This window comes from Streptomyces sp. NPDC048521, assembly GCF_043199855.1.
In the GTDB taxonomy this organism is placed as follows: Bacteria; Actinomycetota; Actinomycetes; order Streptomycetales; family Streptomycetaceae; genus Streptomyces.
Window position 1 is genome coordinate 159151 of the sequence record NZ_JBICWR010000011.1, and the last position, 25252, is coordinate 184402.

Sequence of the window (25252 nt, forward strand, 5' to 3'; positions counted from 1 at the left end):
GTACTCGCTCGTACGAGTGTGCAGCTGGCACACGTACGGCAGGGCCGTCTCTCTCTACGTGCGATCGGAGACGCCCATCGGTCGGCAGCGATCCTCGGTCCGCCCTGAGCGGCTGCCCGCTGCCGGTCCGCCGGATCGCCCTCCTCGCCTCGCGGCACGGAAACGGTAAGAAAGGTCTACGGATGTCCGCCACGCAGGTGCCGGCCAAGGAAGGCACCCGTCTCTTCGAGGAACTGTGTGCCGTGCACGGCATCATGACCCGGGGCGCGCAGCTCGTCGCCGGGTCCTTCACACGGCTCGCGGGCGGTGCGGCCGTCGACACCAGGACGCTGGTGACGACCTTGCAGTGGTTCGTCGAGTTAGTGCGCCACGTCCACCGGCGCAAGGACGAACTGTTGTGGCCGGTGCTGCGCGAGCGGTTCCCCGTGAGGGTCCGCCGACTCGACCGGTCGGCCGAGGACGCCGACGCGCTGGACGAGGCTCTGGACGCACTGGAGAGCGTGATCGAGCGGATCGCCGAGGAGCGCCGGGTCGGCGGGTCGGTGAGCTGGGGGCACGCGATGCGGGAGGGGACGCTCGCCTCGCACCGGGTCCGGGACCTGCTGGCCGAACGCCTCGGCGTGGAGGAGCCGCTGCTGAAAGGACTGCTCCACGTCGCCCCGGACGAGGACGTCGTCGGGCTGCGCAAGGCGTTGGCCGACTCCGTTCCGCGCGGCGGACCGCATCTGGTCCTCGGCCTCCTGGAGCACCCCGAGCCCCTGCGTGGCCGGGACCACGTGTACGCCGGCCTTCCGCCGTCCGTGCGCTGGACCCGGTGGATGCTGGTGAGCAGATTCCGCAGGACGCTCAAGGCCCTCGCGGCCGGCTGAACCCGCGACCGCCGGGTCCCGGCGATGTCCGGGTCAGCAGGTCATCGCACGGGCATGGCGGGCGCGGTCTTCTTCCGGGCGCGGTAGGCGGCCGCCTTGATCTTGTTGCCGCAGGACTCCATGCCGCACCACTGGCGCCGCATGCCCCGGGAGCGGTCGATGTACACCCGCGTGCACTCCGGGTTGCCGCACTCCTTCATCAGGGGGACGTCCGGGCCGCTGAGCAGTTCGACGGCCTGCCGCGCGACGGTCGCCAGGGCTTGCCCCGGGGTCGCCTCGTTGTGCCGCCCGGCCGTGGTGAGCTGCGGCGTCACCGGGTCCTTGCGCGCGGCGCCGTTGACCACGGCGAGTGCCTCGCGGTCGAACTCCTCACCGAGGCGGCGGTTGGTGACGAGGCGGTAGATCGCCTCGCGCACGGTTGTCGCCTCCTGGACGTCTTCCTCGTCGCCCGGCGTGATCGTGTCCACGAGTCCGGACTCCAGGTACCAGGCATTCAGCCGCTCCGGCGTCACGAACATCTCGAACCGGGTCGAGCGTCGCGCACGAAGAGTGGCCGCGAAGTCGAGGGCCGGGTGCCCGCATACGAAAACATGGTCAAGGTTCACATCACCATCTTGACAGGTGACTGACGTGGAGCGCAAGAAGCGTCACCGTTCCGGGCGGTGCCGCTCGGTCGGGCGCGGTCGCGGCACAGCACCGGGTCCCGGTCACAGGGCCAGGATCAGGGCACCAGGATGGCGGTCACAGGGCACGCGGGGGAGAGGCTCGGCACCCGGAGGACATGCCAGGCACGTGGAGGGACGTCCGGCACGTGGCGTGGGGCGCCCGGCACTCCGGACCGGAGCGGTGCCCGGCATCCGGCGCGGAGGCCCGCATCCGGCGTGGGGCGCCCGGCACCGGGGGAGACGTCCGGCACGTGGCGTGGGGCGCCCGGCACTCCGGACCCGAGCGGCGCCCGGCACCCGGGATGGAGCCCGCATCCGGCGCGGAGGTTCGCATCCGGTCTGGCGGGCGCGTCCGCGTCAGGCCCGGGAACGGGCCGTCGCCGTGTTCTCCCGCTGTCCGCTTCCCGGCTCCAGCCGGATCTCGCGGCCCGGCCACCGCTGCCGCAGCCAGCGGTCGTGGCTGGCGAGGACGATCGCGCCCGGACCGGTGCCCAGGGCGTCCTCCAGCTCGTCGCACAGACGCGGGGAAAGATGGTTCGTCGGCTCGTCGAGCAGCAGCAGCTGGGGCGGACGGGCCACCAGGAGGGCCAGCGCGAGCCGCCGGCGCTGCCCGACGGACAGCCGGCCGACGGGTTTGCCCAGGTCCGCCTCGTGCAGGAGACCGAGCGAGCCCAGCGGCACCTTCTCGGCCCGCGCCGCGCCCAGCGACAGCTCGTAGGTGTCGCGGACCGTGCGCTCGGGCCGGTCGAAGACGGTGTCCTGGGTGAGCAGTCCCACCGTCAGCCGGCGCCGCCTGCGCACCTCGCCCTCGGCCGGCAGACGTCCGGCGAGCACGGCGAGCAGCGTCGACTTGCCCGCCCCGTTGCCGCCGGTGACCAGCAGCCGATCGGTCGCCGACACCTCCAGGTCGTCCAGCGCGAGCCGACCGGGCACCCGTACGTCCCGCAGCGCCACCAGCGGCTGCGGGCCCTCCTCCGCGCGGGCGGCCAGTTCCCCGGCCCCGAACCGCAGAGGCCGGGGCGGCTCGGCGACCTGGGTGCGCTCCAGTTCCTCCAGCCGCCGGGTGGTGTTGCGCACGCGGCGGGAGATCGAGTTCTGCACCCGGCCCGCCCGGTGGCCGTAGCCCATCTTCTCGTTGTCGACGCGGCCCCGGTCCGGCGCGACCCGGTGCGCGGTCACGCCCGCCGCCTGCCGCAGCTCCTCCAGTTCCTCCTGCTCCTCGGCGTACCGCCGCTCCCAGCGCTCCCGCTCGGCGCGCTTCTCGCCCAGATAGGCGCTGTAGTTGCCGCCGTAGCGGACCGGGCCGTCCACCGCCGGGTCGAGGTCGATCAGGTCGGTGCAGACCGCGTCGAGGAACGCCCGGTCGTGGCTGGCGACGACCACCGTTCCGGGCAGGCCGCGGACCTGCTCCTCCAGGAAGGCGGCGGCGCCGTCGTCCAGGTGGTTGGTCGGCTCGTCCAGCAGCAGTGCGGACGGCCTGCGCACGAGGAGCGCGGCCAGGGCCAGCCGGCCGCGCTGCCCACCGGACAGCGAGCCGAGCGTGCGCTCGTGCCCGAGCGCGCCGAGGCCCAGGCCGTCCAGCACCAGGGCCGCGCGGCGGTCGGCGTCCCAGGACTCCCGGTCCTGGGCCTGTTCCAGCCGCCTGCCGTAGGTCTCGAGGAGTTCGGCGTGGCCGGGATCGTCCTCGGGGACGCGGGCCAGCTCCTCGCCGAGCCGTTCGAGTTCGGTGAGGTCCTCGCGGGCCTCGCGCAGCGCCTCGTCCAGCACCGTGGCGATGGTCGAGTCGGCGTCGAACGGCATCTCCTGGTGCAGGAAGCCGAGGTCGCCGGGGTGCGTGACGCTTCCCGCGTCGGGTTGGTCCACGCCGGCCAGCACCCGGAGCAGGGTGGACTTGCCGACGCCGTTCTCCCCGATCAGGCCGATGCGGTGGCCGGGGGAGGCGGTCAGGCAGACGCCGTCGAGGACGCGACGGCCGTCGAGAACGCGAACGAGGTCGCGGGCGAGCAGAGCGGGCTGGGGCACAGGGAACCGTCCAACGTGATCGGTGGTCGGCCCGCCGGGCACAAGGCCTCGGACGCGGGCCACGTCACACGCCGGTGGCTCACACCGCGGGCGCCCCGGTCTCCTTGAGCGCCCCGTCGGCCAGCCGCAGCCAGCGGTTCACGCCGATCTCGGCGAGGAAGCGCTCGTCGTGGCTGACCACCATGAAGGCGCCCTGGTAGGAGTTGAGCGCGCTCTCCAGCTGGCCCGCGCTGACCAGGTCGAGGTTGTTGGTCGGCTCGTCGAGCAGGAGCAGGTGGGGGGCCGGTTCGGCGCACAGCACGCAGGCCAGGGTGGCGCGCAGCCGTTCGCCGCCGGACAGGACGCCGACCGGCAGGTGGGCCCGGGCGCCGCGGAAGAGGAAGCGGGCGAGCAGGTTCATCCGCTCCGCCTCGGGCCGCTCGGGGGCGAAGGCGGCGAAGTTCTCCGCCACGGTGCGGTCCAGGTCCAGCAGGTCCAGGCGCTGCGAGAGGTAGGCGATGCGGCCGTCGTTGCGCTTGATCTCCCCGCTGTCCGGGGTGAGGTCGCCGGTGATCAGCCGCAGCAGGGTGGTCTTGCCCGCGCCGTTGGGCCCGGTCAGCGCGATGCGGTCGGGGCCACGGACGGTCAGGTCGACGCCGCCGTCGGCGAACACGGCCCTTCCCGCGTGGTGGACCTGCATCCCCTCGCCGAGGAAGAGGTTGCGTCCGGCGGGGACCTGGGTGTCGGGCAGTTCCAGGGTGAGGCGCTGCTCCTCGCGCAGCGCGCGTCCGGCCTCGTCGAGCCGGGCCTTGGCCTCGCTGACCCGGGAGGCGTGCATCGTTCCGGACTTGCCCGCGGCCTCCTGCGCGCCGCGCTTCATGTTGCCGGCGAAGATCTTGGGCAGGCCGGCGTTCTTGAGGTTGCGGGAGGCGTTGCTCATACGGCGCTCGGCGCGTTCGCGGGCCTGCTGCATCTCCCGCTTCTCCCGCTTCAGTTCCTGCTCGGCGTTGCGCACGTTCTTCTCGGCGACCTCCTGCTCGGCGCGCACGGCCTCCTCGTACTCGGTGAAGTTGCCGCCGTACAGGCGCAGTTCACCGCTGCCGAGTTCGGCGATGCGCTCCATGCGGTCGAGCAGCGCGCGGTCGTGGCTGACGAGCAGCAGACAGCCGTTGAAGTCCCCGAGCACGTCGTAGAGCTTGTGCCGGGCCTCCAGGTCGAGGTTGTTGGTCGGCTCGTCGAGCAGCAGCACGTCGGGGCGCTTGAGCAGCTGGGCGGCGAGGCCCAGCGAAACGACCTGGCCGCCGCTGAGCGTGCCCAGGCTGCGGTCCAGGGTGAGGTCGGCGAGGCCGAGACGGTCGAGCTGGGCGCGGGTGCGCTCCTCGATGTCCCAGTCGTCGCCGATGGTGGTGAAGTGCTCCTCGCTCACGTCCCCGGACTCGACGGCGTCGATGGCGCGGATCACCGCGGCGACGCCGAGCACCTCGGCGACGGTGAGGTCGCCGGTCAGCGGGAGGCTCTGGGGGAGATAGCCCAGTGTGCCGCCCACCGACACCGAGCCGGTGGCGGGCTTGAGTTCCCCGGCGATCAGCTTGAGCAGGGTGCTCTTGCCGGAGCCGTTGGGGGCGACCAGGCCCGTGCGGCCGGTGGTCACGGTGAAGGACAGGTCGTGGAAGACCGGGGTGTCGTCCGGCCAGGCGAAGGAAAGGTTCGAGCAGACGACGGCGGCGTCGGACATGAAGGCGACCTCGAGGTACTGATGGCAGAGCATAGACCTCTGCCCTGGGCAGATGTGGGAGCAGGGAGTACGACGAAGCGGACCACGTCGGCGGTGCTCCTGTGCACCGGCCGGTGGCCGTCAGGTCCGGATCTCACCCGGAGATGTCGTCTTCACCCACCACGTCTGCGACTCCTCGATCACACGGTCCAAGGTCCCTCACAGCGTAGCAGGTGGGCGTCCGGCGTTCACGGGGGCGGGGGTTCATACATATGTGCCCTTGGTTGACAGCCGTGGACGGCCGTGTCACCATCGTCACCAGTTGAATAGGTGACGGTATCGCAGGCGGCCGGCCAGTGTTCACACGTGTGGGCTCCGCTCGAACCGGTGCCTGCCCGTCCGGCCGCACTCCGCCGGGATCGTCGCCACCTCTAAGGAGCACACTGACCATGGCAGGAAAGCCCAAGCGCAGGGCCGAGGGCGCACCGGTGGGACGGCGGGCGATGCTGGGCATGCTCGGCGCGGGCGCCGCCGGGCTCGCCGCCGCGCCCTATCTGCAGCGCGGCTGGGAGGGGTTCCTCGGTGCCGCCTCCCAGGTTGACGCCACGGGCCTGACCGGTCTGCTGCCCAATCCGGGCGGTTTCCGGTACTACAGCGTCGTCGGCTCGGTGCCGCACAAGGACGCGACGAACTACGAACTCAAGGTCGGCGGTCTGGTGGAGAAGCCGAAGACCTACACGCTCGACGAGCTGCGCGCGATGCCGCAGACCCGGGTCGTCCACGATGTGCTGTGCACGGACGGATGGCGTGTGGACAAGACGCCCTTCGAGGGCGTGAAGCTGGCGGACATCCTGGACGCCGCCGGGGTGCGTTCCCCGGGCGCGGCGGTCCGCTTCACCTGCTTCGACGGCGCCTACACCGAGAGCCTCACCCTGGAACAGGCCCGCCGCTCGGACGTTCTGGTGGCCCTGAACATGCAGGACAAGCCCATCACCCACGCACACGGCGGACCGGTCCGCCTCTACGTGGCACCCATGTACTTCTACAAGTCGGCCAAGTGGCTGTCCGGCATCTCGGTCACCGACGAGGTCGTTCCCGGCTACTGGGAGGAACGCGGTTATGCGGTCGACGGCTGGCTCGACGACGCCGACCGGCACAGCGACGCGGCCTGAACCGCCCGGTCGTCTGCGCCGGTTCAGCAGCGCCGAGCGCATGGTCCACCGGACCACCGGCTACCTGATGCTCGTGTGCCTGGTCACCGCCGCCTGCCTGTACCTGGGGCCGCTGGCCCAGCTCGTCGGGCGGCGGCACCTGATGGTCACGCTGCACGAGTGGTCGGGCATCTCGCTCCCGCTGCCCTTCCTGCTCGGGCTCCTGTCCGCCGACTTCCGCGCGGACCTGCGCCGGCTGAACCGCTTCGCGGTGTACGACCGGCAGTGGCTGCGGGCCGTGCGCAAACGCCGCATGTCGCCCGAGGCGCGACCGGCCGGCAAGTTCAACGCGGGCCAGAAGATCTACGCGGGCTGGATCGCCGGGGCCGTGCTGATGATGATGTTCACCGGTCTGCTGATGTGGTTCATGGGGCTGCTGCCCTTCATCTCCCGCACCAGCGCGATCTTCGTCCACGACCTCCTGGCCTGGGCCATCACCTTCGTCCTGCTCGGACACATGCGCCGGGCGTACGAGGACCCGGAGGCGAGACTCGGGATGCGCACCGGGTACGTCAGCCGGTCCTGGGCGGAGCGCCACCACTCCCGGTGGCTGAAGGAGGAGCGGATGGGTACCGTGACCGGTGAAACCGAGGAAGCGGACAAGGTGTGACATGTCCCCCAAGGAGGGGCAGGTCTGGCCGGAAGGGCTCATGGACGACCGCAGCGCTCCTGACGCCGGGTCCCCGGACGGCCGGGGACCGGAGTCCGCCGGAGTGCTCGGCGACGAGCTGACGGCGGTGCTGCACCGTGCCGTGCACCAGACCGCTCGCCGTCTGGACGCGGTCGCGGCGGCCGTGTACCTGCTGATCCCAGACGGCGGCGAACTGCGTGCCGCCATGATCGGCGGCAGCCCGCCGTCCGTGCTGACGCTTCCGGGCCGGATGACCCTGGACTCGCCCTACGCCTCCGCGCGCGCCCTGGCCGACCACGGTGTGGCGTTCCTGGCCGAACCGGATCCGCTCCCCGAACCGGAGCGCGGGGCGCTGGCCTACCCCTACACCGTCGCCTCGGTCCCCCTGGAGACGGAAGGGCATCGCTTCGGTTCGCTGACCGTGCTGCGCACCGAGGACAGCGGTGGCTACAGCGACGCGGACTGCCGGGAACTCACCCGGATCGGTGACCGGCTGGCCGTGCTGCTGGCCGGGCTCCACGCCCGTGGCGCCACGATCGCGCCCGGGAGCCTGCCCGTGCTGGTGCCGGTGTTCGGCACCGGACCTCCGGCCGCGGCAGGGGAGCAGGCCGTCGTCCGGGGCGTGCCGGGGGTGCCCGGCTCCGCGGGGATGACCCTGTTGTACGCCCTTCAGCGGCTGACGGACATGTTGAACCGGGCGACCACCATGGAACACGTCGTCGGAGCGGCCGAGTTCTGCGTCGTGGCGCCGATGCGCGCCCGAGCGCTGGCACTGACCTCGGCGGCCGAGGGCCGGCTGTGGGTCCTGGGCCACAGCGGGGACTCCTCGGACCTGGTGTCCGAGCTGCACGGCGGCGCCCTGCACGCGGACACGCCCGCCGCGCGGGCGATGCGGGGACGAGCGCTGTTCATCCCCGGTTCCTGCGGACCGCCGTCCACGGGCCGCGTCCGGGACGCCGAGCCCGGGGCCCCGTCGAGCGGGGTGCCGCGCTACGGCAGCGGTGAGCACGCCGCCGCCTACCTGCCGCTCGTCGGCAGCCGGCACGTGGTCGATCTGCCGATGGCCGACGCCGCCCCTGTCGTCGGGGTCTGCTGCCTGTCGTTCGACGGGCCGCGGACGTTCCCGCCCGAGGAGCGGGCCGTGCTGACCATGATGGCCGGGCTGCTGGGCGCGACGGTTCAGCGCATCCAGCTGAGCGCCGCACGTCAGGTGCTCGCCGTGGGCATGCAGCGGCGGCTGCTGCCCGCCGTCCTCCCCGAGGCGCCGCGCCTGCCCACCACGGCCCGGTACCGGCCGGCCCAGGCCGCGAGCGAGGCGGGCGGGGACTGGTACGACGTGATCACGATGCCGGACGCCCGCGTGATGCTGATCATCGGGGACGTCGAGGGCCACACGCTGGAGAGCGCCGCCGTCATGGGCCAGTTGCGCACCTCGGTGGCCGCCTACGCCACCGAGGGCCACGGGCCGGCCGCGCTGCTCGAACGCACCGACCGGCTGCTGTCCCGGCTGGGCACCGAACTGCTCGCCACCTGCTGCGTGGTGGCCGTGGACACCGAGACAGGGGTGGCCGAGGTGGCGCTGGCCGGGCATCCGGCACCGCTCGCGCGGCTGCCCGACGGTACCGTCCGCCCGCTGCGGGCACCGGCCAACGTGCCGCTCGGACTGCACGGACGCACCCCCTACCGCTCCCAGGAGCACATCCTGCGGCCCGGAACCGTGCTGGCGCTCTACTCGGACGGAGCGCAGGAACCGGACAGCGACGACGTCGGCGCACGCCTGGACGCCGGCGGCCACGGGCCGGGCGCCGACCTGGAGATCCTGGCGGACCGCCTGTTGGCGGACACCCCCGGCGGGCGCGACGACGCCGCGCTGCTGCTGGCCCGCTACGAGGGAGCGGACGACTCCGCGGCGCCCCGTATCGCGCGTTTCCACGTGCACCGGCGCGACCTGCGGGCGGTCCGGGAGGCCCGCGGCTTCGTGCACGAGCGCCTGTGCGACTGGGGTCTGGCCGATCTGTCGGACGACCTCGAACTCATCACCTCGGAACTCGTGACCAACGCGCTCATCCACGCGGGCAGCGACGTGGACCTGCGGCTGCGGGCGTTCGGCGACCGGGTCCGTCTCGAGGTGCGGGACTCGGACAGCGACCCGCCCGTGCCCACCGCCTACTCGCTCACCGACGAGGGCAGCGCGCGGGCGGAACACGGCCGCGGCCTGTACCTGGTCGACGCGTTGGCGCAGACGTGGAACACCTCTCCGAGCGGCCGGGGCAAGACCGTCTGGCTGGAGATGGACATCCCCGGGGCCGAGGTTGCGGCCCGGCCGACCGTCGAATGACCTAACAGCTCTTTTACAGAGTCCCGCCCGAAGCCGTGGGCCCGGACCGTCAACTGACTGTTGTCGTCTCGTGACAGCCCCGCCACAGTGGAACCAGGTCGAGGGCACCCCAGCGGCCGTACGACATGTGACCCCGATACATGTGACCTCGATACGTGTGCCCCCTTCCATCACCGGTTTGACCGGTGATACTGTCTGGCTCAGTCTTCGGCGATCGGAGGCCGCCTCGGTTGCCTACCGAGGTCGCCCCGGTCGCATACCGAGGTCGCGGAGGCACGCGTGCGGACGCCGCTCGTGGGGGCCCGCCGACCTCAGCCACGTTCAGCTCATGTGCCGTGCACCTGTGTCGCCGCGGTCAGGCGCACATCTACTTCCGGGATGGAAATCAATGAGACGCTCACTTCTGACTGTCCTCGCGGCCGGTGTGCCGCTGGCCGCGGCACTGTGGGTGCCGACCGCGTCGGCGGAGCCGGAGAACACCGCCTCGACGCCGCTCGGCTGCCGGTCGCTGCCCGTGCAGGCCCCCGCCGGTACCAAGGTGGAGAGCGTGACCGCGGTCAGCCACGCGGCGGGCACCGTGGACGTGCCCCCGGTCACCCCGCTGCCCGGGGCGCAGATCCCCGACGTACCGGCGTTCTGCGACGTGACGGTGACGCTGACCCATCCGGGTCAGGGCGACCACGCCAAGGTGCGCGTCTGGCTCCCGCTGAACGGCTGGAACGGCCGCCTCCAGACGATCGGCGGCTCGGCCTACGCCGCCGGCGACTACGGCGCGGGCCTGGCCGCCGCGGTCAAGAACGGTTACGCCGCTGCGACCACCGACGCCGGCGTCGGCACCTACATCGACACCAGCTGGGCCCTGACCAGCGCGGGCAAGGTCGACACGACGCTGCTGAAGAACTTCGCCAGCCGCTCGGAGCACGAGGCCGCGGTCGTCGCCAAGGACGTCATCGACGGCTTCTACAGCAGGCCCGCCTCCTACGCGTACTTCAACGGCTGCTCCACCGGCGGACGCCAGGGCTACATGGAGGCCCAGCGTCACCCCGACGACTACGACGGCATCCTCGCCAACGCGCCCGCCATCAACTGGGACGAGTTCGAGGTCGCCACCCTGTGGCCGCAGGTGGTCATGAACAACGAGAAGACCTACCCGACCTCCTGTGAGTTCAAGGCCTTCACCGATGCCGCCGTCAAGGCCTGTGACCCGCTCGACGGCGTCAAGGACGGCCTGGTCAACGACCCGGCCCGGTGCGACTTCGATCCGCGCCGGCTGATCGGCACCAAGGTGGTGTGCGAGGGCAAGGAGCTGACCATCACGGCGGCCGACGCGGCCGTGGTCCGCAAGATCTGGGACGGCCCGCGCACCGCGTCGGGCAAGAAGCTGTGGTCCGGCGTCCCGATCGGGGCCGACCTGTCGGGTCTGGCCGGCGTCACCCCGCCGGACGCGAACGGCAACGTCAAGGGCGCCCCCTTCCCGGTGCCCGCCTCCTGGGTCCAGACCTGGCTGGAGAAGCAGCCGTCCTTCGACCTCACGACGATCACCTACAGCCAGTTCACGCAGCTGTTCAAGCAGTCCGAGGCCGAGTACGACAAGATCATCGGCACGGACGACCCGGACCTGTCCGCCTTCCGCAAGTCCGGCGGCAAGCTGCTGAGCTGGCACGGCCAGGCCGACCAGTACATCCCCACCCAGGGCACCGTGAAGTACCGCAAGCAGGTCGAGCGGGAGCTGGGCGGCGCCAAGAAGGTCGACGACTTCTACCGTCTCTTCCTCGCCCCTGGCACGGCGCACTGCGGCCTGAACAACGGCAGCGGTGCCACGACCGACGACCTCGGCGCGCTGCGCACCTGGGTCGAGCACGGCAAGGCGCCCGAGACGCTGCCCGCCACCCTGATCAACGCCGAGGGCAAGAGCGTCACCCGCGACCTGTGCAGCTACCCGTCGGTGTCCCGCTACGACGGCCACGGCGACCCGGCCGTCGCCTCCAGCTTCCGGTGCGTCCTCCCGTCCCGGCACTGACCCGACCGCCGACCACCTGACCATCCGAGAAAGGCCCCACCCTCATGAGCACGCAGACAGCCACACCGTCGAGCTCGACGGCGGCGGACGGACGTTCCTCCCTGCTGAGGCTGTACCTGGGCCGCGGCGTGCTGGCCGTGGCATGGGCATTGGCGTTCGCCAAGGCTCACGAGAACGTCGACGCCGTGGCCATCACCCTGCTGGTCGCCTACCCGCTGATCGACGCGGTCTCCTCGCTGATCGACTACCGCGCCACGCCTGACGGTTCGGAGCGCCGGGTCACCGCGTTCAACGGGGTGCTCAGCACGCTGGCCGCCATCGCGGTCGGTATCGCCGGGGCCGGTGGCGTCGCGCCGGTGCTCCATGTGTTCGGTGCCTGGGCCGTCGTCTCCGGTGCCGCCCAGGTGGTCGTCGGGCTGCGGCGGCGCGGTCCCGAACTGGGCAAGCAGTGGCCGACCCTGATCTCGGGCGGGCTGTCCTTCCTGGTCGGCTTCTTCTACAACATCCAGGCCGCGGGCGACAATCCCTCGCTCGACGTGCTGTCCGTCTACGCCACGGGCGGCGGGGTGTGGTTCATCCTCCAGGCCCTGCTGCTCGGCTGGAAGGGCCGCCAGCTGCGCACGCGGACCGTCTGACCGCCCTACCCGGTACCGTCCCGGCCCGCGCCCCCTGGCGCGGGCCGGGACGTTTCTCTGCGCCGGGCCGGGACGCGTGGGCCGGGACCTTGTGCTGGTCGGTGTGTCCGGTGTGCCGGCTGGGGGCCTTGTGCTGGTTGGCGTGTCCGGTGTGCGGGCCGGGGGTCTTCTGCCGATCGGCGTGTCTGATGTGCGGGCCGGGGCCCCTTGCCCGTTGGCGTCAGCCGACGCGGTAGCGCACCGGAAGGGACAGCACGCCGCGGATGATCCCGGAACCGATCCAGTCGAGCGAGTCCGGCGGTGCGGCCAGTTCCAGCTCGGGGACGCGGGACAGCAGGGTGCGCAGGGCGATGACCGTCTCCAGCCGGGCGAGCGGGGCACCGAGGCAGTAGTGGATGCCGTGTCCGAAGGCGAGATGGCGGGCGCCCGGGCGGGTCACGTCGAGAACGGCGGGGTCGTCGCCGCCGTCCACCTGCGGGGCGTCGTGCCCGGCCGAGCCGAGAGCGACGACGATCATGCTGCCCCGGGGGATCGACACCCCGCCCAGTTCGAGGTCTGCCGAGGCGTAGCGGCTCGTGGAGCGCTCGACGGAGGTGTCGTAGCGCAGGAACTCCTCCACCGCGCCGGGCAGCAGCTCGGGCCGCTCGCGCAACAGCCGCAGCTGGCCGGGGTGTCGCAGCAGCGCCAGCACGGCGTTGCCGAGCAGGTTCACCGTGCTCTCGTGCCCCGCGACGACCAGCATCATGGCCGTGCCGACCAGTTCCTCCTCGGAGAGCCGGCCGTCCTCCTCGTCGCGCACGGCCACCAGGGCGGACAAGAGGTCGTCCTGGGGACGACGGCGTTTGTCCGCGACCAGGTCGGCCAGCAGTCCGTGCAGAGCGGCCAGTGCCGGGCGGTGCTCGGGCGAGGCCACCTGGAGCGCCTGCCCCGACCAGCGGCGGAAGTCCAGGTGGTGCCGGTGCGGGATACCGAGGAGTTCGGCGATGACCGTGGCGGGCAGCGGGGCGTTGAACGCCTCGACCAGGTCGAGTTCGCCCGAGGGCGGCATCGCGTCGATCAGGTCGTGGGCGATCTGCTCGATGCGCGGCGCCAGTTCGGCCGTACGGCGGGGAGTGAAGGCGGCCGAGGCCAGCCGGCGCAGGCGGGTGTGCTCGGGCGGGTCGGCCTCCATCATCTGCGCGCCGAGTCCGACCGAGGGCTGGTGGAGCACATAGCCGGCGGCGGCCAGGGCCTCGGCGGCGGGCGTGGCGTCCTTGAGCAGGGCGGGATGGGTCAGCGCCTCGCGGGCCAGGTCGTAGCCGACGACCACCCAGCCCTTCAGGCCGAGGTGGAACTCGGCCGGGTGGATGGGGCCCAGCTCCCGGAGCCGGGCGTACCGCGCGGGGGAGTCGGCCTTGAAGGCGTGATCGATGACCACCCTGCCGTCCTGGTACGGGCACTGCTCGTGCGTACTCATGGATGCCTCTCCCGTTCTGGCGGTCCAGGACCGTCCCGGGCGGGCCCGGGCGGTGCCTGACATGCTGTCAGGTCCCCGTGCTGAAGACGAGCCGGGCCCCGCGCTGGTTCAGCCGGCCGGCGTGGGGGCGGACACGCCGGAGGGGCATGCGCAACGCGCATGCCCCTCCGGCGCCGGAGAACTCAGTTGTCGCTGTTGAAGATGGTCAGCACCTGGAGCACCTCCAGGTAGATCCACACCAGTGTCGTGGTGAGACCGAAGGCGGCCAGCCACGCCTCCTCGCGGGGGGCGCCGTAGGCGATGGCGTCCTCCACCTGCCGGAAGTCCAGGGCGAGGAAGCCCGCGCCGAGCAGGATGCCGATCACGCCGAAGACGATGCCGAGGCCGCCGCTGTGGAAGCCCAGGCCGTTGCCCGCGCCGAAGGCGGAGAAGAGCAGGTCGGCGACGAGGAGCAGGAGGAAGCCGGTCGCGGCGGCGGCGAGGAAGCCGGCGAACCGCTGAGTGACGCGGATCCAGCGCATCCGGTAGGCGATGAGGACGCCCGCGGACACGGCGAAGGTGCCGAGCACCGCCTGGACGACCACGCCCGGCGCGATGTACGTCGAGGTCGCGCTGGAGATGACGCCGAGGAAGACACCCTCGAACGCCGCGTAGCCGAGGATCAGCGCCGGGGACGGCGCCCGCTTGAACGCCTGGATCATCGACAGGACGAAGGCGATCAGGGCGGCGCCCACGGCGATGCCGTAGGAGCGGCCGATGTTCGCCTCGTCGACGGGCAGCAGGAGCCAGGACAGCACTGCCGTCAGTGCCACGGTGCCGAGCGTCGTCGCGGTGCGGACGACGACGTCGTCCATCGTGATCGCGTTCCGCGCGGTCCGTACGTCGGCGTCGGGGCCCGCGCCGGCGGCCGAGGCGTAGGGGTTGGTCAGGTAGTCGTCCGCCGGCCGGCCTCCGGCCGTGGCGCCCACCGGGCGGCGCATGTATGCGTCCGCCGGGGCGGCGTCACGGGCGGCGCCCCAGCGGGAGAAGATCGGGTTGCTGCTCTTCACGTCATTCCTCCTCGTCGCCGCGCGTGCGGCCTGCGGCACAGCGTTGTCCTCGGGCGTCCGGGGCGGCATACGTGTGACCGTGTCGCCCACCGGCCCGACGTCCGGCAACCCTGTGCGTCACCACTCTGACAGGTGACGCGACGGGGCGCAAGTCATCCCTGGCCGGGCCCGGCCGCGCTCATTCGGACGGCGCTGCCGGACCGTCGAGCAGCTCAAGGAGGAAGTCGTCCCAGTTCAGACCGGCCATCTCCGCCTCGGCCGGAATGATCCGGTAGGTGGCGTCGAGCCACTCCGCCAGCGGCGCGGTGGGCAGCTCGAACAGGGCCTCCACCTCCTGCGATTCGAGGAGCAGCCAGGACGAGGGCCGCTCACCGGGCAGCGTCGGCCACATCCGCACGTCGCCGCAGCCACTCATCGACGTCAGGCCCCGGTACAGCAGCTCGCGGCCGAACCGCCAGATGAGGCTCGGTCCTCGCTCCGCCAGGAACTCGACGGTGATCACCGCGGGCATGTCCGCGTCGAACCGGAATTCCGCCTGCAGGGGCTGCCGGGTGAATTCGTCGAGCATCTGGTCCAGGTCCAGGAGCAGCGAAGGCACATGCTGGGGCGTCGACCGCGCCCGCAGTGGTGACTGATCACGGTGCATGACGGGAGTTCCCCTCCGTGGTAGGAAGTCTGCGCCTCCCACTCTTCGCCCAGGGGCGCAACCCGCACATCGGTCACTTGACGGTCAAAGGACGAGGCCCGACCGGGCAGCCGGTGACGCGGCGACGCGGCGTACGGAGCAAGAAAGGCGCGACGTAAGTCAATGTGCTGCGCCGCGCCGCGAAGCCGCCGGGCGGGCTGCCGCCGAAAGGCGTCGGGCGGCCGTTGCGGCAAGCCGCCGAGCGGCCGCTGTCCTCGGGCCGCCACGGTACATGTATCTTCAAGTTCATACGTGCCTCAACCGGCGGACGCCACACATGGACGACGGAAACCCGGCGTCGCCGGCCCGCGTCCGTGCGGATTCCCGCCGCGCACCGACATGCACCGTGAAGTGGGGGTCGCCTCAGCCATGTCCTCGTCCTACCAGCGTGCCCGTACCGGCCGGCACCGCGCGCCCTCGACCGGCGACCGGTTACGCGCACTGCTCGCCGACCCCGGCAGGCGTCTGCCGCTCCCCGTGGTCGCCCTGGTCGCCGCGGCCTCCGTCAGCGGATGCGCAACCACCGGCGCGACCACCGCCGATCCCGCCCACGGGGCTCAGGCCGTCGCACCGGACGCGGCGCCGAGCGGCGCGCTGCCGGCCGCACCGGGCATCTCCCGTACGGTGACGACTGCCGACCCGGCCTCCGCCACCGGCACACACCTTCCCGGTCTGGGCCCGAAGACGTCGGCCCGCATCCCCGCGAACGCCCGGCAGGTCGTCCTCGTCACGGGGCAGGACAAGAACTCCTCCCGCTCCCACGTGGTGCTGTACCGGTGGACCGCGTCCGGCTGGGAGGGCGGCGCGACCTGGCAGGCACACAACGCCTTCAAGGGCTGGACGACGGACCACCACCTCGGCGATCTGCGCTCACCCATCGGCGTGTTCACCCTCAGCGACGCGGGAGGCCTGCTGCCCGACCCCGGCTCCAAGCTTCCGTACACGCGGTCCGGCGGGTTCGCCGTCGGCGGTACCGGCTTCGGCGGTGAACCCCTCGCCGGGTCCTTCGACTACGTCGTCGCCATCGACTACAACCGCGTGAGGGGCACCTCCCCTCTCGACTGGACCAGGCCGCAGGGCGCGGACAAGGGCGGCGGCATCTGGCTGCACGTCGACCACGGCGGCCCCACGCACGCCTGTGTGAGCCTGTCGCAGGGCCACATGAGGCAACTGCTGCGCACGCTCGACCCGACGCTGCACCCGGTGATCGTGATGGGGGACGCGGCCTCGCTGGCGGAGTGAGGGGGCCCGCAGAGGGGGGGCGGGATCCGGGGCCGCAGATGCCGGCCCCCGCCCGTGGGAGGGGAGGACATCCACGGGCGGGGGAGAGCGAGGAGCGGGGACTGCCCCCGCATCGGGGGACCGCCCCCGCATCGGGGGACTGCCCGGTATCAGGTGACGGGCGGGAGGTTCGGGCCGGTCGTGCCGAGCTGCTCGGCCGCCACCACCGGCGGCACCGGCCAGGTCACGCCCTTCGGCGGCCAGCTCTGCCCGGTCTCCTTGAGGAACTCGGCCGGCGGCTCGTACAGCGGCGGCTGGTTCCCGTCGGGAATCATCGAGGCCCACTCGACGCCCTCGGTACGGTCCTTGAACTCCTGCTTCATCGCGTCCAGCTGCTCCGGCTGCTCGATCAGGTCGAGCGCGCCCGCCGCCAGGTAGCGGGCGGCGGACAGCAGTGCCTGGTGGCCGATGTTGGTGGCCGCCGTCGCGGTGACCCCCCAGTTGTGGTTGGGCAGGCCGGGCGGGTAGGCAGCGGACAGCAGCACGGCGGTCGGCGCCTGCCAGCTGATGTCGGCGGTGTCGGTGGCCAGCCCGCCGGTGTAGGCGGCCGCCGGGGGAGCGAGCGGGGTCAGCTCGGTCGGCATGCCCACCTCGGGCTTGCCCAGCGACTTCTGGATGCTCTTGGCCAGCGTGTGGTCGGCGTCGGTGAACTTCGGGGCGCCGATCTGCCGCATGTTGTCGTTGAGCAGCTCCGCGCCGGCCTTGTTGGCCAGCAGGTTCCACGTCGCGGAGTGGAACTTGTGCACCAGGCGGGTCTGGCTGGCCTGAGCGGCGGCCTTTCCGCACTCCACGATCTTGTCGTACAGCACCCGGGCGCGTGCCGGGCTGCCCTCGCGGACGAAGAACCAGATGGAGCACATGTCCGGGGTCACGTTCGGGGCGCCGCCGCCGTTGATGATCGCGTAGTGGAACCGCCCGGAGGGGGCGACGTTCTTCTCGCGCAGGTACTCCGACATCGTCGCCATCAGCAGGGCACCGTCCAGGCCGCTCTTGTTGCCGAGCGGGGTGCCGCCGTGACCGGAGGCGCCGAGGAAGGTGAACGTGGCCGAAACCAGTGCGCTGGTGGTGTTCCAGAACGGCACCGTGATGTTGAACGGGTGCCAGTCCAGGAAGGCGTCGAGGCCGGCGTAGACGCCCTCCTTCACCGCGTACGCCTTGCCGACGAGCTGTTCCTCGCCCGCGCTGCCGAACAGCTTGACCGTGGCCTTCAGCCCGTGGGCGCGGATCGCCCGCGCGACGGCGATGGCGGCGGCGGTGCCACCGGCGCCGAGGCAGTTGTGGGCGTCGCCGTGGCCGGCGCCGTAGGTGGGGCCGTAGGCGTCGTAGTTGTACACCAGCGGGTCGTGGGTGGACACGCCCTTCTTCTGCGACAGCCCCGGCAGGGCGTCGTACTCGGCGTTGAAACCGAGGACGGGTCCCTCGGTGCCGTAGGTGGCGACGAAGGCGGTCGGGAAGCCGGCCGGACCCCACTCGATGGTGAAGCCGTTGTCCTGCAGCAGCTTGGCGTGGGCGAGGGAGGACTTCCACTCGCGCAGCGACAGCTCCGCGTGCTGCCACACGTCGTCGCTCAGCTTGGTGATCACGTCCTCGTTGGCGGTGATCCAGTCGAGCGCGGTCTGCTTGGCAGCGGTGTCCTGCGCCAGCCCCTTGGGGGCCCGGTACGTGGCCGGGGAGACACCGGTCTTCTCGTCGTGGCCGAGGGTCGCGGCGAGCACCGGGTCGGCCTGGAGGATGGCGGCGGTGGTGGCGGTGGCGCTCAGTCCGAACATCTTCAGCAGGCGTCGGCGGCCGGGATGGAAGTCGTTCACGTCAGTCTCGTCCTCGAAGTGTGAGGGAAGGGCCGGGCGACCGGCTCCGCGACATGTGATCGTGGCATGTCGCCACGGATCATATGTGTCTACCTGGAGGCACAGCATGAAGTGGCGGAAATTAACTCACCGCCGTGGCCGAACAGTTGGGGGTAGCCGGGACTCGGTGCGAGACATCGCCGGATCGTCGGCCTGGGGCTGAACCCGAGGCCGACCGGCTCCGTTGTACCGTATGCAGGTCCGCCGCTCGGTCGAGGAGCGGAGGGCTGCGACGGCCGTCCCACATCCCCCGTTGGGACGGCCGTCTCCCATGTGTGGGAATCGGGAGACGAACCGATGTGTTCGTCACGTGTGAGCGGAGGACCGCCCCGCGAACCTCCGCATGCCCGATTTGTCCCTGGCAGAGAGGCACCCACCCATGAACGCCGTGATCGGAACCCTCGTCGACATCGACACCGCGGACGGCACCGCCGACGCCTACCTCGCACACCTGGACGACAGCAGAGCACATCCGGGGGTGCTCATGTACCAGGACGCCTTCGGACTCCGCCCGCACCTGAAGGCGATGGCCGACCGGCTGGCGGCCTCCGGCTACACGGTGCTCGTCCCGAACGTCTTCTACCGGCACGGACGCGCCCCGGTCGTGGAACTGCCCGAGTTCATCGACATGGAGGCCCGCCCCGACATCGTCGGGAAGGTCGTACCGCTGATGGAGTCGCTCACCACCGAGCTGACGCGGCGCGACGCAGGGGCCTATCTGGCGTGGCTCGCGGACGCGCCGCAGGTCGCGGACGGGCCGGTGGGCATCACCGGATACTGCATGGGCGCCCGGCTCGCGCTGTACACGGCGGGCACCCACCCCGACCGGGTCGCGGCGGCGGCGGGCTTCCACGGCGGCTGGCTGGCGAGCGAGGCGCCCGACAGCCCGCACCTGCTCGCCGGCCGGGTCACGGCCGAGCTGTACTTCGCGCACGCCGACGACGACCCGTCGATGCCCGAGGACCAGGTCAGCCGCCTGGAGCAGGCGCTCACCGAGGCGGGCGTCAAGCACCGGTGCGAGGTCTACGAGGGCGCGCACCACGGCTACACCCAGTCCGACACCGCCGCCTACAACCCCGCAGCGGCCGAGCGGCACTGGACCGAACTCCTCGCCCTCTTCGCCCGCACTCTCTGACGACGGCGGGGCTGCCCGGGGCGTGCCTCGCGCCAGGCGCCGTTGACCGTCCATGGAACGGACGGTCACTTCGGTCCCTGTCCAGGGCCCGGCGGTCCTCGGGCGCCGGGGTCGCCGATCGCGCCGGTGAGCGGCACGGTTCCGCTGCCTCGGCGCAGTCGGTGGCCACGCTGATCGGTCGGGAGCGGAATCATCGCCCGGAGAGCGCGCTTGCGCGGGTGGTCACGGATCGGGTGGGAGGAGTAGGCCTTGTCCGCAAGAACCAGAGACGCGGACCCCCGGGGCCGGCGCCCCGCAGGACCCGCGCATGGCCCTCGGCCGACCGGCCCGCCGACGGCCGGTGCGGACCGTGTGCCGGCGGTCAAGTGCGACCGTGTGCCGGCCCGGACGAACCTTCCAGGGCCTACGGACCGTACATCTCATGTAGGAGGACCGGCGCGGTGCCGCACCGCGCCGGTCCGCTTGGACCGAGGCTTGGAGTTCGTCGATGAAGGCCTTCCGATACGTGTCCCAGGGCACGCCGTTACGGTTGATGGACGTGCCGGACCCGGTGCCTGACGCCGGCTGGGTCGTGGTGGACGTCGAGGCCGCCGGTCTGTGCCACTCCGACGTCCACGCGCTCGACGGCACGATGGAGCTGACCCGGCGCCCGCCCTTCACCCTCGGCCACGAGGTCGCGGGCAGCGTGTCCGCCCTCGGCGAGGGCGTGCAGGGGTACGCGGTGGGCGACCGCGTCGCCGTCGCGATCATCGCGCATCCCGAGGTACAGGCGCACTACGCGCCGGGCATCGGTGTCGACGGCGGCTACGCCGAGCGTCTGGTGGCCCACGCCTCCACCCTCGTTCGCATACCCGACGGCGTCTCCACGGTCCACGCGGCCGTCGCCACGGACTCGGTCGTCACCGCCTACCACGCCGTCCGCACCGAGGCCCGCGCCAGGCCGGGGGAGGTGATCGCCGTCGTCGGACTGGGCGGCCTCGGCCTGAACGGGGTCCGTACCGGAGTGCTCGCGGGGGCCACGGTCTACGGCGTGGACATCAATCCGGACACCTTCGAAGCGGCCCGCGCGGCGGGCGCGCGCGACTGCTTCACCGACCTCACCGCACTCGCCGACCTGCGGCCCGACGCCGTTGTCGACTTCGCGGGCGTGGGGTCCACCACGTCCGCCGCGGTCGACGTCGTACGCCGTCGCGGCCGGGTGGTCGTCGTGGGCCTGGGCACGAGGACGACGAGCTTCGTCACCGGCAACCTCGTCCGCAAGAGCGTGGAACTGCGCGGCTCGTACGGCGCCGGCAAGGACGAGTACCGGCAGGTGCTCGACTTCATCGCCCAGGGCCGCATCGAACCGGTCGTGGAGGAGATCCCGTTCACCGACCTCAACGAGGGCCTGGACCGCATCCGCCGCGGCGCCGTCCGGGGCCGTCTGGTCGTCCGGCCGGGGACGTGACCCCCGCCCGCCCCGCCCGCCCCGACCACTGCACCGCACGCGAGAAGGACAGACACATGACCCGCACCAACGCCCAGTACCGCCTCGTGGCACGCCCCGTCGGCCTGCCCGCCGCCTCCGACTTCCAGTACGTCGAGGAACCGGCCCCGCGGCCGGGCGAAGGGGAGTTCCTCGTCCAGGTCGACTACCTCTCCGTCGACCCGGCGATGCGTTCCTGGATGAACGAGGGCCGCAGCTATGTGCCCCCGGTCGGCCTGGGCGAGGTGATGCGCGCCGCGGGCATCGGCCGCGTCGTCGAGTCCCGCCACCCCGGACACCCCGTGGGCGAGGTGGTGAGCGGTACCTTCGGCGTCCAGCGGTACGCGATCAGCGACGGCAGGGACGTCGCCCCGGTCGACCTGTCCCTGGGCGAGGCGCCGGTCCACCTCGGCGCTCTTGGTTACAGCGGACTGACCGCGTACTTCGGCCTGCTCGACATCGGCCGGCCCGAGCCCGGCCAGACGGTGGTCGTCTCCGCGGCGGCCGGTTCCGTCGGCGCGCTGACCGGGCAGATCGCCCGGATCAAGGGGTGCCGCGCGATCGGCATCGCCGGAGGTCCCGACAAGTGCCGCTTCCTGGTGGAGGAGCTCGGCTTCGACGGGGCCGTGGACTACAAGGCCGGGAACGTCCGGGCTCAGGTGAGGGACCTCGCGCCGGACGGCGTGGACGTCTTCTTCGACAACGTCGGCGGCGACATCCTCGACGACGTGCTCACCACGCTCGCCCACGGCGCCCGGGTGGTCATCAGCGGTGCCGTGTCGCAGTACAACTCCGAGCAGGGGTTCCGGGGCCCGGCGAACTACATGCAACTGCTCGTCAAGCGGGCCTCCATGACGGGCTTCGTCATCTTCGACTACGCGGCGCGCTACGGCGAGGCCCGCGTCGAACTCGCCGACTGGCTGCGCTCCGGGCGGCTGAAGGAACGCACCCATGTGATCGCCGGCGGCGTCGAGCGGTTCCCCCAGGCGCTGCTCGGCCTCTTCGCCGGCGAGAACACCGGCAAGGCGGTACTGGAACTGTGAGCCCGCTCGTCGTCACCGGGGGGTGAGCGCGGCCGGAAGACCGCGAGATGTCGCCGACGAATCCGGCGGCCGTCAGGTCGGGGCCGCCGCGGCGAGACCGTCCTCGGTGGCGACGACGACGTGTTCCGGGCGCGGGCCGCGCCCTCAGAGGGCCGGAGCCGTGCCGGAATCCGGCGCGGGCGCCGGGTCGATCCTGATCGTCGCGGCCCGTGCCTGAGGGCTGGTGACGAGGGCGTCGGCGAGTGGGCCGTACTTGGCGCGGAAGGCGGCGTCGAGCCCGGGGGAGAGGTCCAGGTCACGAGTCTGAAGGAGAACGTCCCGGGTGACGCCGGCCACCTGGATCCGTCCGTGGCCGAGGTCCCGCGCCGCCCGGTACCAGCGGGAGCGGACTCCCCGGTAGGCGCGGACGTACAGCCGGCCGTCGACGACCACCATGCCGATCTCCACGCCGTCGTGACCGTCGTCCCCGGCGGTCAGGACGAGAGCGTAGGTCTCGGAGAACAGGGCCTGGTCCTCCGGTGTCCAGGTGGTCATCGGGTCAGGTCCTTCGTTCGGTCGGTGCCGGTCTCCTGCCCGGCGGTCCAGGAGATGAGGATGCGCAGGGCGTCGTGGGCGGGGCTGCCGGGTGGGGCGGTGAGGACCATGAGGCGTTGTCCGGAGTTGTCCGGGCCGGCCCAGGTGTCGCAGTCGAGGGTGAGGTCGCCGACCAGGGGGTGGTGGTAGTGCTTGGTGCCGTAGCCGGCGCTGTTGACGCGGTGTTCGGCCCACCAGGTGCGGAAGTCCGTGTCCTGGACGGACAGTTCGCCGACGAGGCGGGCGAGTTCGGGGTCGTCGGGGTCGGCGGCGGCCTCCATGCGCAGGGCGGCCACCGCGTCGCGGGCGTCGTGGTTCCAGTCCTGGTGCAGGGCCCGGACGGCGGGGTCGGTGAACAGCAGGTGGATGTAGTTGCGGCGGGCCGGCGGGAGTGCGGCGAAGTCGGTGTAGAGGGCCACGGCGGCCGGGTTCCAGGCCAGGATGTCGAGGCGTTTGCCGAGGACGAGTGCGGGGGTGTGGGTGAGCTGGTCGAGCAGGCGGCGCATGGCGGGCCGTAGGCGTTGGGCGGGCCTACGGCGGCGTGGGCGGTCGTCGTTGCGGCCGGCGAGTTCGTAGAGGTATCTCTGCTGGTCGTCGTCGAGGCGCAGGGCGCGGACCAGGGTGGCGAGCACGGGGGCGGAGGCCCGGACGCGGCCCTGTTCGAGGCGGGTGTAGTAGTCCACGCTGATCGCGGCGAGCTGGGCGACCTCCTCGCGGCGCAGCCCGGCGACCCTGCGGGCGGAGTCCGTCTCGGGCAGCCCGCACTCCTGCGGCGTCAGCTGCGCCCGACGCGCCTTGAGAAAGGCGCCGAGGGGGAGATGGGATGCGGAATTCATGCTCTCCAGTGTCACGCGGTCACCCCGGCTGCGACATATGTATGAGGGGGCAGGATCTTTCCCAGGCAGGAACTTGTCTCTTTTCCCTGCGCTGACCTGCCGCGATCGTAGAAGTGTGCCCGGAACGGCGAGCTACGGGTTTCCCTCGTACTGTCCGCCGGACGCACCGTCATCTGACGGTTCCCTCGCTTGCTCCTCAGCAGCACAGTAAGAACCAAAGGAACATCTCCCCTGTGTGGGAGTAGATCCGACGAAAACGCTACAAGCCGATCGACGAGAGAGAGTCTCCTCATGGCCAGGACCACCGTCAGTTTCGACAGCGCCGGCATCGAGATCGCCGCCCACCTCTACACCCCCGACACCCCGGCGTCGGGTCCGCGGCCGGCGCTGGTGGTCGGTCACCCCGGTACCGCCGTGAAGGAGCAGACCTCCGGCACGTACGCGCAGCTGATGGCCGAGCGCGGTTTCGTCGCCCTCGCCTTCGACGCCGCCTACCAGGGCGCCTCCGGCGGTCTGCCGCGCGGTCTGGAGGACCCCGCCCAGCGCGTGGAGGACTTCAAGGCCGCCGTCTCCTACCTCACCACCCGCAAGGAGGTCGACGCCGAGCGGATCGGACTGCTGGGCATCTGCGCCTCCGGCGGCTACTCGCTGACCGCCACCGGCGGCGACCACCGCGTCAGGGCCGTGGCCACCGTCAGCGGCGTCGACGTCGCCCGCCAGTTCCGCCTCGGCGCGGACGGCAGCCAGGACCCGGCCGTCTTCCAGGCCCTGCTGGACGCCGCCGCGGCGGCCCGCACCGCCGCCGCCCGCGGCGAGGACCCCGGCGCGCTGCCGGTCTTCCCCGAGACCGCCGAGCAGGCCGGCGCACTCGGCGGCGAGCACGGCATCGAGGGCTTCGAGTACTACTGCACCTCACGCGGCCAGCACGAGCGGTCCACGAAGTCCCTGCCCTGGCAGAGCGTCGACAAGCTCGCCTTCTTCGACGCCTTCCTCGCCGTCCCGCTGATCGGCCCCCGCCCGATCCTGCAGATCATCGGCGAACGCGCCGTCACCGCCTGGATGGCCGTCGAGGCACACCAGCGCGCCACCGGCCCCAAGGAACTGCACCGCATCCAGGGCGCCAGCCACGTCGACCTCTACGACAAGAAGCAGTACATCGACCCCGCCGTCGACAAGCTCACCGACTTCTTCACCACCCACCTCACCACGGCCGGCTGAGCAGGCGCCGGTACACACGCCGAAGGGGCCGACAGCGCGTGCTGTCGGCCCCTTCGGCATGCGAACCCGTCACCTGTGTGAACGTGTCAGGGCCCGCGGGCGGCTCACTTCGCCTGTAGAGGGCCCGCGAAGGACTTGCGCAGGGACGAAGGGGCGGCGAGGGGGAGAAGTGAGGCGAGCATCTTGCCCTTGAAGGTGCTCGGCTGCCGCGTCAGCTCGACGTCGACCCGGGTGCCGTCGTCCTCGGGAGTCATCCGGAAGACCCAGCCGCCGCCGGCTCCGAAGAGCTTGGAGTCGAGGGTGGTGATGGTGACCGTGTCACCGTCCGGCTCCCACTCGTAGCGCGCACGTTCCCAGGCGGCGGCGGTGCCCTCGGTGACCTCGGCCCAGGTGTCGCCGAGGCCGTGGACCTGGAAGTGTTCGGCGTCGATCGTGGGCCAGGCCTTCGCCCGGGAGGGGCCGAAGTCGGTCAGCACTTCCAGCACGTCCTTCGGGCTGAGCGTGGAGACGAGATGGAACCGTACGACTGCCATGGGGTTTCCTCACCAAGAAGTAACTGCTCTGACCGGTGACGAGAGAT

The 25252-nt window shown here is 71.8% G+C and carries 21 protein-coding genes; 11 read left to right on the top strand and 10 right to left on the bottom strand.

The window, feature by feature from the left end; genetic code table 11:
- Positions 1–182 precede the first annotated feature (182 nt).
- Positions 183–869 carry a hemerythrin domain-containing protein gene (locus ACGFRF_RS25130; protein WP_393743465.1) on the top strand — a complete coding sequence of 229 codons (687 nt, stop codon included), beginning with the start codon at positions 183–185 and terminating at the stop codon, positions 867–869.
- Positions 870–910: 41 nt separating this feature from the next.
- Here the strand turns inward: ACGFRF_RS25130 and ACGFRF_RS25135 are convergent, their stop codons facing one another.
- The 3 genes from ACGFRF_RS25135 to abc-f all read right to left on the bottom strand — a co-directional run bounded on the left by ACGFRF_RS25135 (position 911) and on the right by abc-f (position 5270).
- Positions 911–1474, bottom strand: a complete 564-nt coding sequence (locus tag ACGFRF_RS25135) for a CGNR zinc finger domain-containing protein (protein ID WP_393743467.1) — start codon at positions 1472–1474, stop codon at positions 911–913.
- Positions 1475–1891: 417 nt separating this feature from the next.
- Complete coding sequence (locus tag ACGFRF_RS25140) at positions 1892–3556, bottom strand: ABC-F family ATP-binding cassette domain-containing protein (protein WP_393743469.1); 1665 nt, start codon at positions 3554–3556, stop codon at positions 1892–1894.
- 79 nt (positions 3557–3635) lie between these two features.
- On the bottom strand, positions 3636–5270 hold the full coding sequence (abc-f, locus tag ACGFRF_RS25145) for a ribosomal protection-like ABC-F family protein (protein WP_393743471.1): 1635 nt from the start codon (positions 5268–5270) through the stop codon (positions 3636–3638).
- 428 nt (positions 5271–5698) lie between these two features.
- Here abc-f and ACGFRF_RS25150 point away from each other — a divergent pair, with 428 nt between their 5' ends.
- The 5 genes from ACGFRF_RS25150 (at position 5699) to ACGFRF_RS25170 (ending at position 12084) form a co-directional block, all read left to right on the top strand.
- Positions 5699–6421 carry a molybdopterin-dependent oxidoreductase gene (locus tag ACGFRF_RS25150; protein WP_393743473.1) on the top strand — a complete coding sequence of 241 codons (723 nt, stop codon included), beginning with the start codon at positions 5699–5701 and terminating at the stop codon, positions 6419–6421.
- Entirely contained in the window at positions 6369–7070 is a 702-nt protein-coding gene (locus tag ACGFRF_RS25155) for a cytochrome b/b6 domain-containing protein (protein WP_393743474.1), read from the top strand. The genes ACGFRF_RS25150 and ACGFRF_RS25155 overlap by 53 nt, the downstream gene beginning before the upstream one ends.
- A gap of 1 nt (position 7071) precedes the next feature.
- Positions 7072–9429, top strand: a complete 2358-nt coding sequence (locus ACGFRF_RS25160) for a SpoIIE family protein phosphatase (protein WP_393743476.1) — start codon at positions 7072–7074, stop codon at positions 9427–9429.
- Between the two features lie 388 nt (positions 9430–9817).
- Positions 9818–11449 (top strand): tannase/feruloyl esterase family alpha/beta hydrolase, encoded by a 1632-nt coding sequence (locus ACGFRF_RS25165; RefSeq protein ID WP_393743478.1) that lies wholly within the window; start codon positions 9818–9820, stop codon positions 11447–11449.
- Positions 11450–11493: 44 nt separating this feature from the next.
- Positions 11494–12084 (top strand): DUF308 domain-containing protein, encoded by a 591-nt coding sequence (locus ACGFRF_RS25170; protein ID WP_393743480.1) that lies wholly within the window; start codon positions 11494–11496, stop codon positions 12082–12084.
- 220 nt (positions 12085–12304) lie between these two features.
- Here the strand turns inward: ACGFRF_RS25170 and ACGFRF_RS25175 are convergent, their stop codons facing one another.
- The 3 genes from ACGFRF_RS25175 to ACGFRF_RS25185 form a co-directional block, all read right to left on the bottom strand.
- On the bottom strand, positions 12305–13540 hold the full coding sequence (locus ACGFRF_RS25175; protein ID WP_393743482.1) for a cytochrome P450: 1236 nt from the start codon (positions 13538–13540) through the stop codon (positions 12305–12307).
- A 182-nt stretch (positions 13541–13722) separates the two neighbouring features.
- Positions 13723–14589, bottom strand: a complete 867-nt coding sequence (locus ACGFRF_RS25180; protein ID WP_393743484.1) for a Bax inhibitor-1/YccA family protein — start codon at positions 14587–14589, stop codon at positions 13723–13725.
- Positions 14590–14767: 178 nt separating this feature from the next.
- Positions 14768–15235, bottom strand: coding sequence for an SsgA family sporulation/cell division regulator (locus ACGFRF_RS25185; RefSeq protein ID WP_393743486.1), 468 nt, complete (start codon positions 15233–15235; stop codon positions 14768–14770).
- A gap of 408 nt (positions 15236–15643) precedes the next feature.
- Between ACGFRF_RS25185 and ACGFRF_RS25190 the strand changes: the two genes are divergently transcribed.
- Positions 15644–16516, top strand: coding sequence for a hypothetical protein (locus tag ACGFRF_RS25190; protein ID WP_393743488.1), 873 nt, complete (start codon positions 15644–15646; stop codon positions 16514–16516).
- A gap of 149 nt (positions 16517–16665) precedes the next feature.
- Here the strand turns inward: ACGFRF_RS25190 and ACGFRF_RS25195 are convergent, their stop codons facing one another.
- Positions 16666–18363 carry an amidohydrolase gene (locus ACGFRF_RS25195; protein ID WP_393743490.1) on the bottom strand — a complete coding sequence of 566 codons (1698 nt, stop codon included), beginning with the start codon at positions 18361–18363 and terminating at the stop codon, positions 16666–16668.
- Positions 18364–18781: 418 nt separating this feature from the next.
- Between ACGFRF_RS25195 and ACGFRF_RS25200 the strand changes: the two genes are divergently transcribed.
- The 3 genes from ACGFRF_RS25200 to ACGFRF_RS25210 all read left to right on the top strand — a co-directional run bounded on the left by ACGFRF_RS25200 (position 18782) and on the right by ACGFRF_RS25210 (position 22045).
- Entirely contained in the window at positions 18782–19537 is a 756-nt protein-coding gene (locus tag ACGFRF_RS25200; RefSeq protein WP_393743491.1) for a dienelactone hydrolase family protein, read from the top strand.
- Between the two features lie 487 nt (positions 19538–20024).
- Positions 20025–20984, top strand: coding sequence for a zinc-binding dehydrogenase (locus tag ACGFRF_RS25205; RefSeq protein ID WP_393743493.1), 960 nt, complete (start codon positions 20025–20027; stop codon positions 20982–20984).
- Positions 20985–21040: 56 nt separating this feature from the next.
- A complete protein-coding gene (locus tag ACGFRF_RS25210) occupies positions 21041–22045 on the top strand; it encodes an NADP-dependent oxidoreductase (RefSeq protein WP_393743495.1) in 1005 nt (334 codons plus the stop codon).
- A gap of 144 nt (positions 22046–22189) precedes the next feature.
- Here the strand turns inward: ACGFRF_RS25210 and ACGFRF_RS25215 are convergent, their stop codons facing one another.
- Positions 22190–22579: a DUF2255 family protein gene (locus ACGFRF_RS25215; protein ID WP_393743497.1), complete on the bottom strand. Its 390-nt coding sequence runs from the start codon at positions 22577–22579 to the stop codon at positions 22190–22192.
- The gene (locus ACGFRF_RS25220; protein ID WP_393743499.1) at positions 22576–23454 is read right to left on the bottom strand and encodes a helix-turn-helix domain-containing protein; all 879 of its coding nucleotides are present in this window, start codon (positions 23452–23454) and stop codon (positions 22576–22578) included. The genes ACGFRF_RS25215 and ACGFRF_RS25220 overlap by 4 nt, the downstream gene beginning before the upstream one ends.
- Positions 23455–23745: 291 nt before the next feature.
- Here ACGFRF_RS25220 and ACGFRF_RS25225 point away from each other — a divergent pair, with 291 nt between their 5' ends.
- Positions 23746–24672 (top strand): alpha/beta hydrolase, encoded by a 927-nt coding sequence (locus tag ACGFRF_RS25225; RefSeq protein ID WP_393743501.1) that lies wholly within the window; start codon positions 23746–23748, stop codon positions 24670–24672.
- 104 nt (positions 24673–24776) lie between these two features.
- Here ACGFRF_RS25225 and ACGFRF_RS25230 read toward each other — a convergent pair whose 3' ends face one another.
- Positions 24777–25205, bottom strand: coding sequence for a hypothetical protein (locus ACGFRF_RS25230; protein ID WP_393743502.1), 429 nt, complete (start codon positions 25203–25205; stop codon positions 24777–24779).
- Positions 25206–25252: the final 47 nt, after the last annotated feature.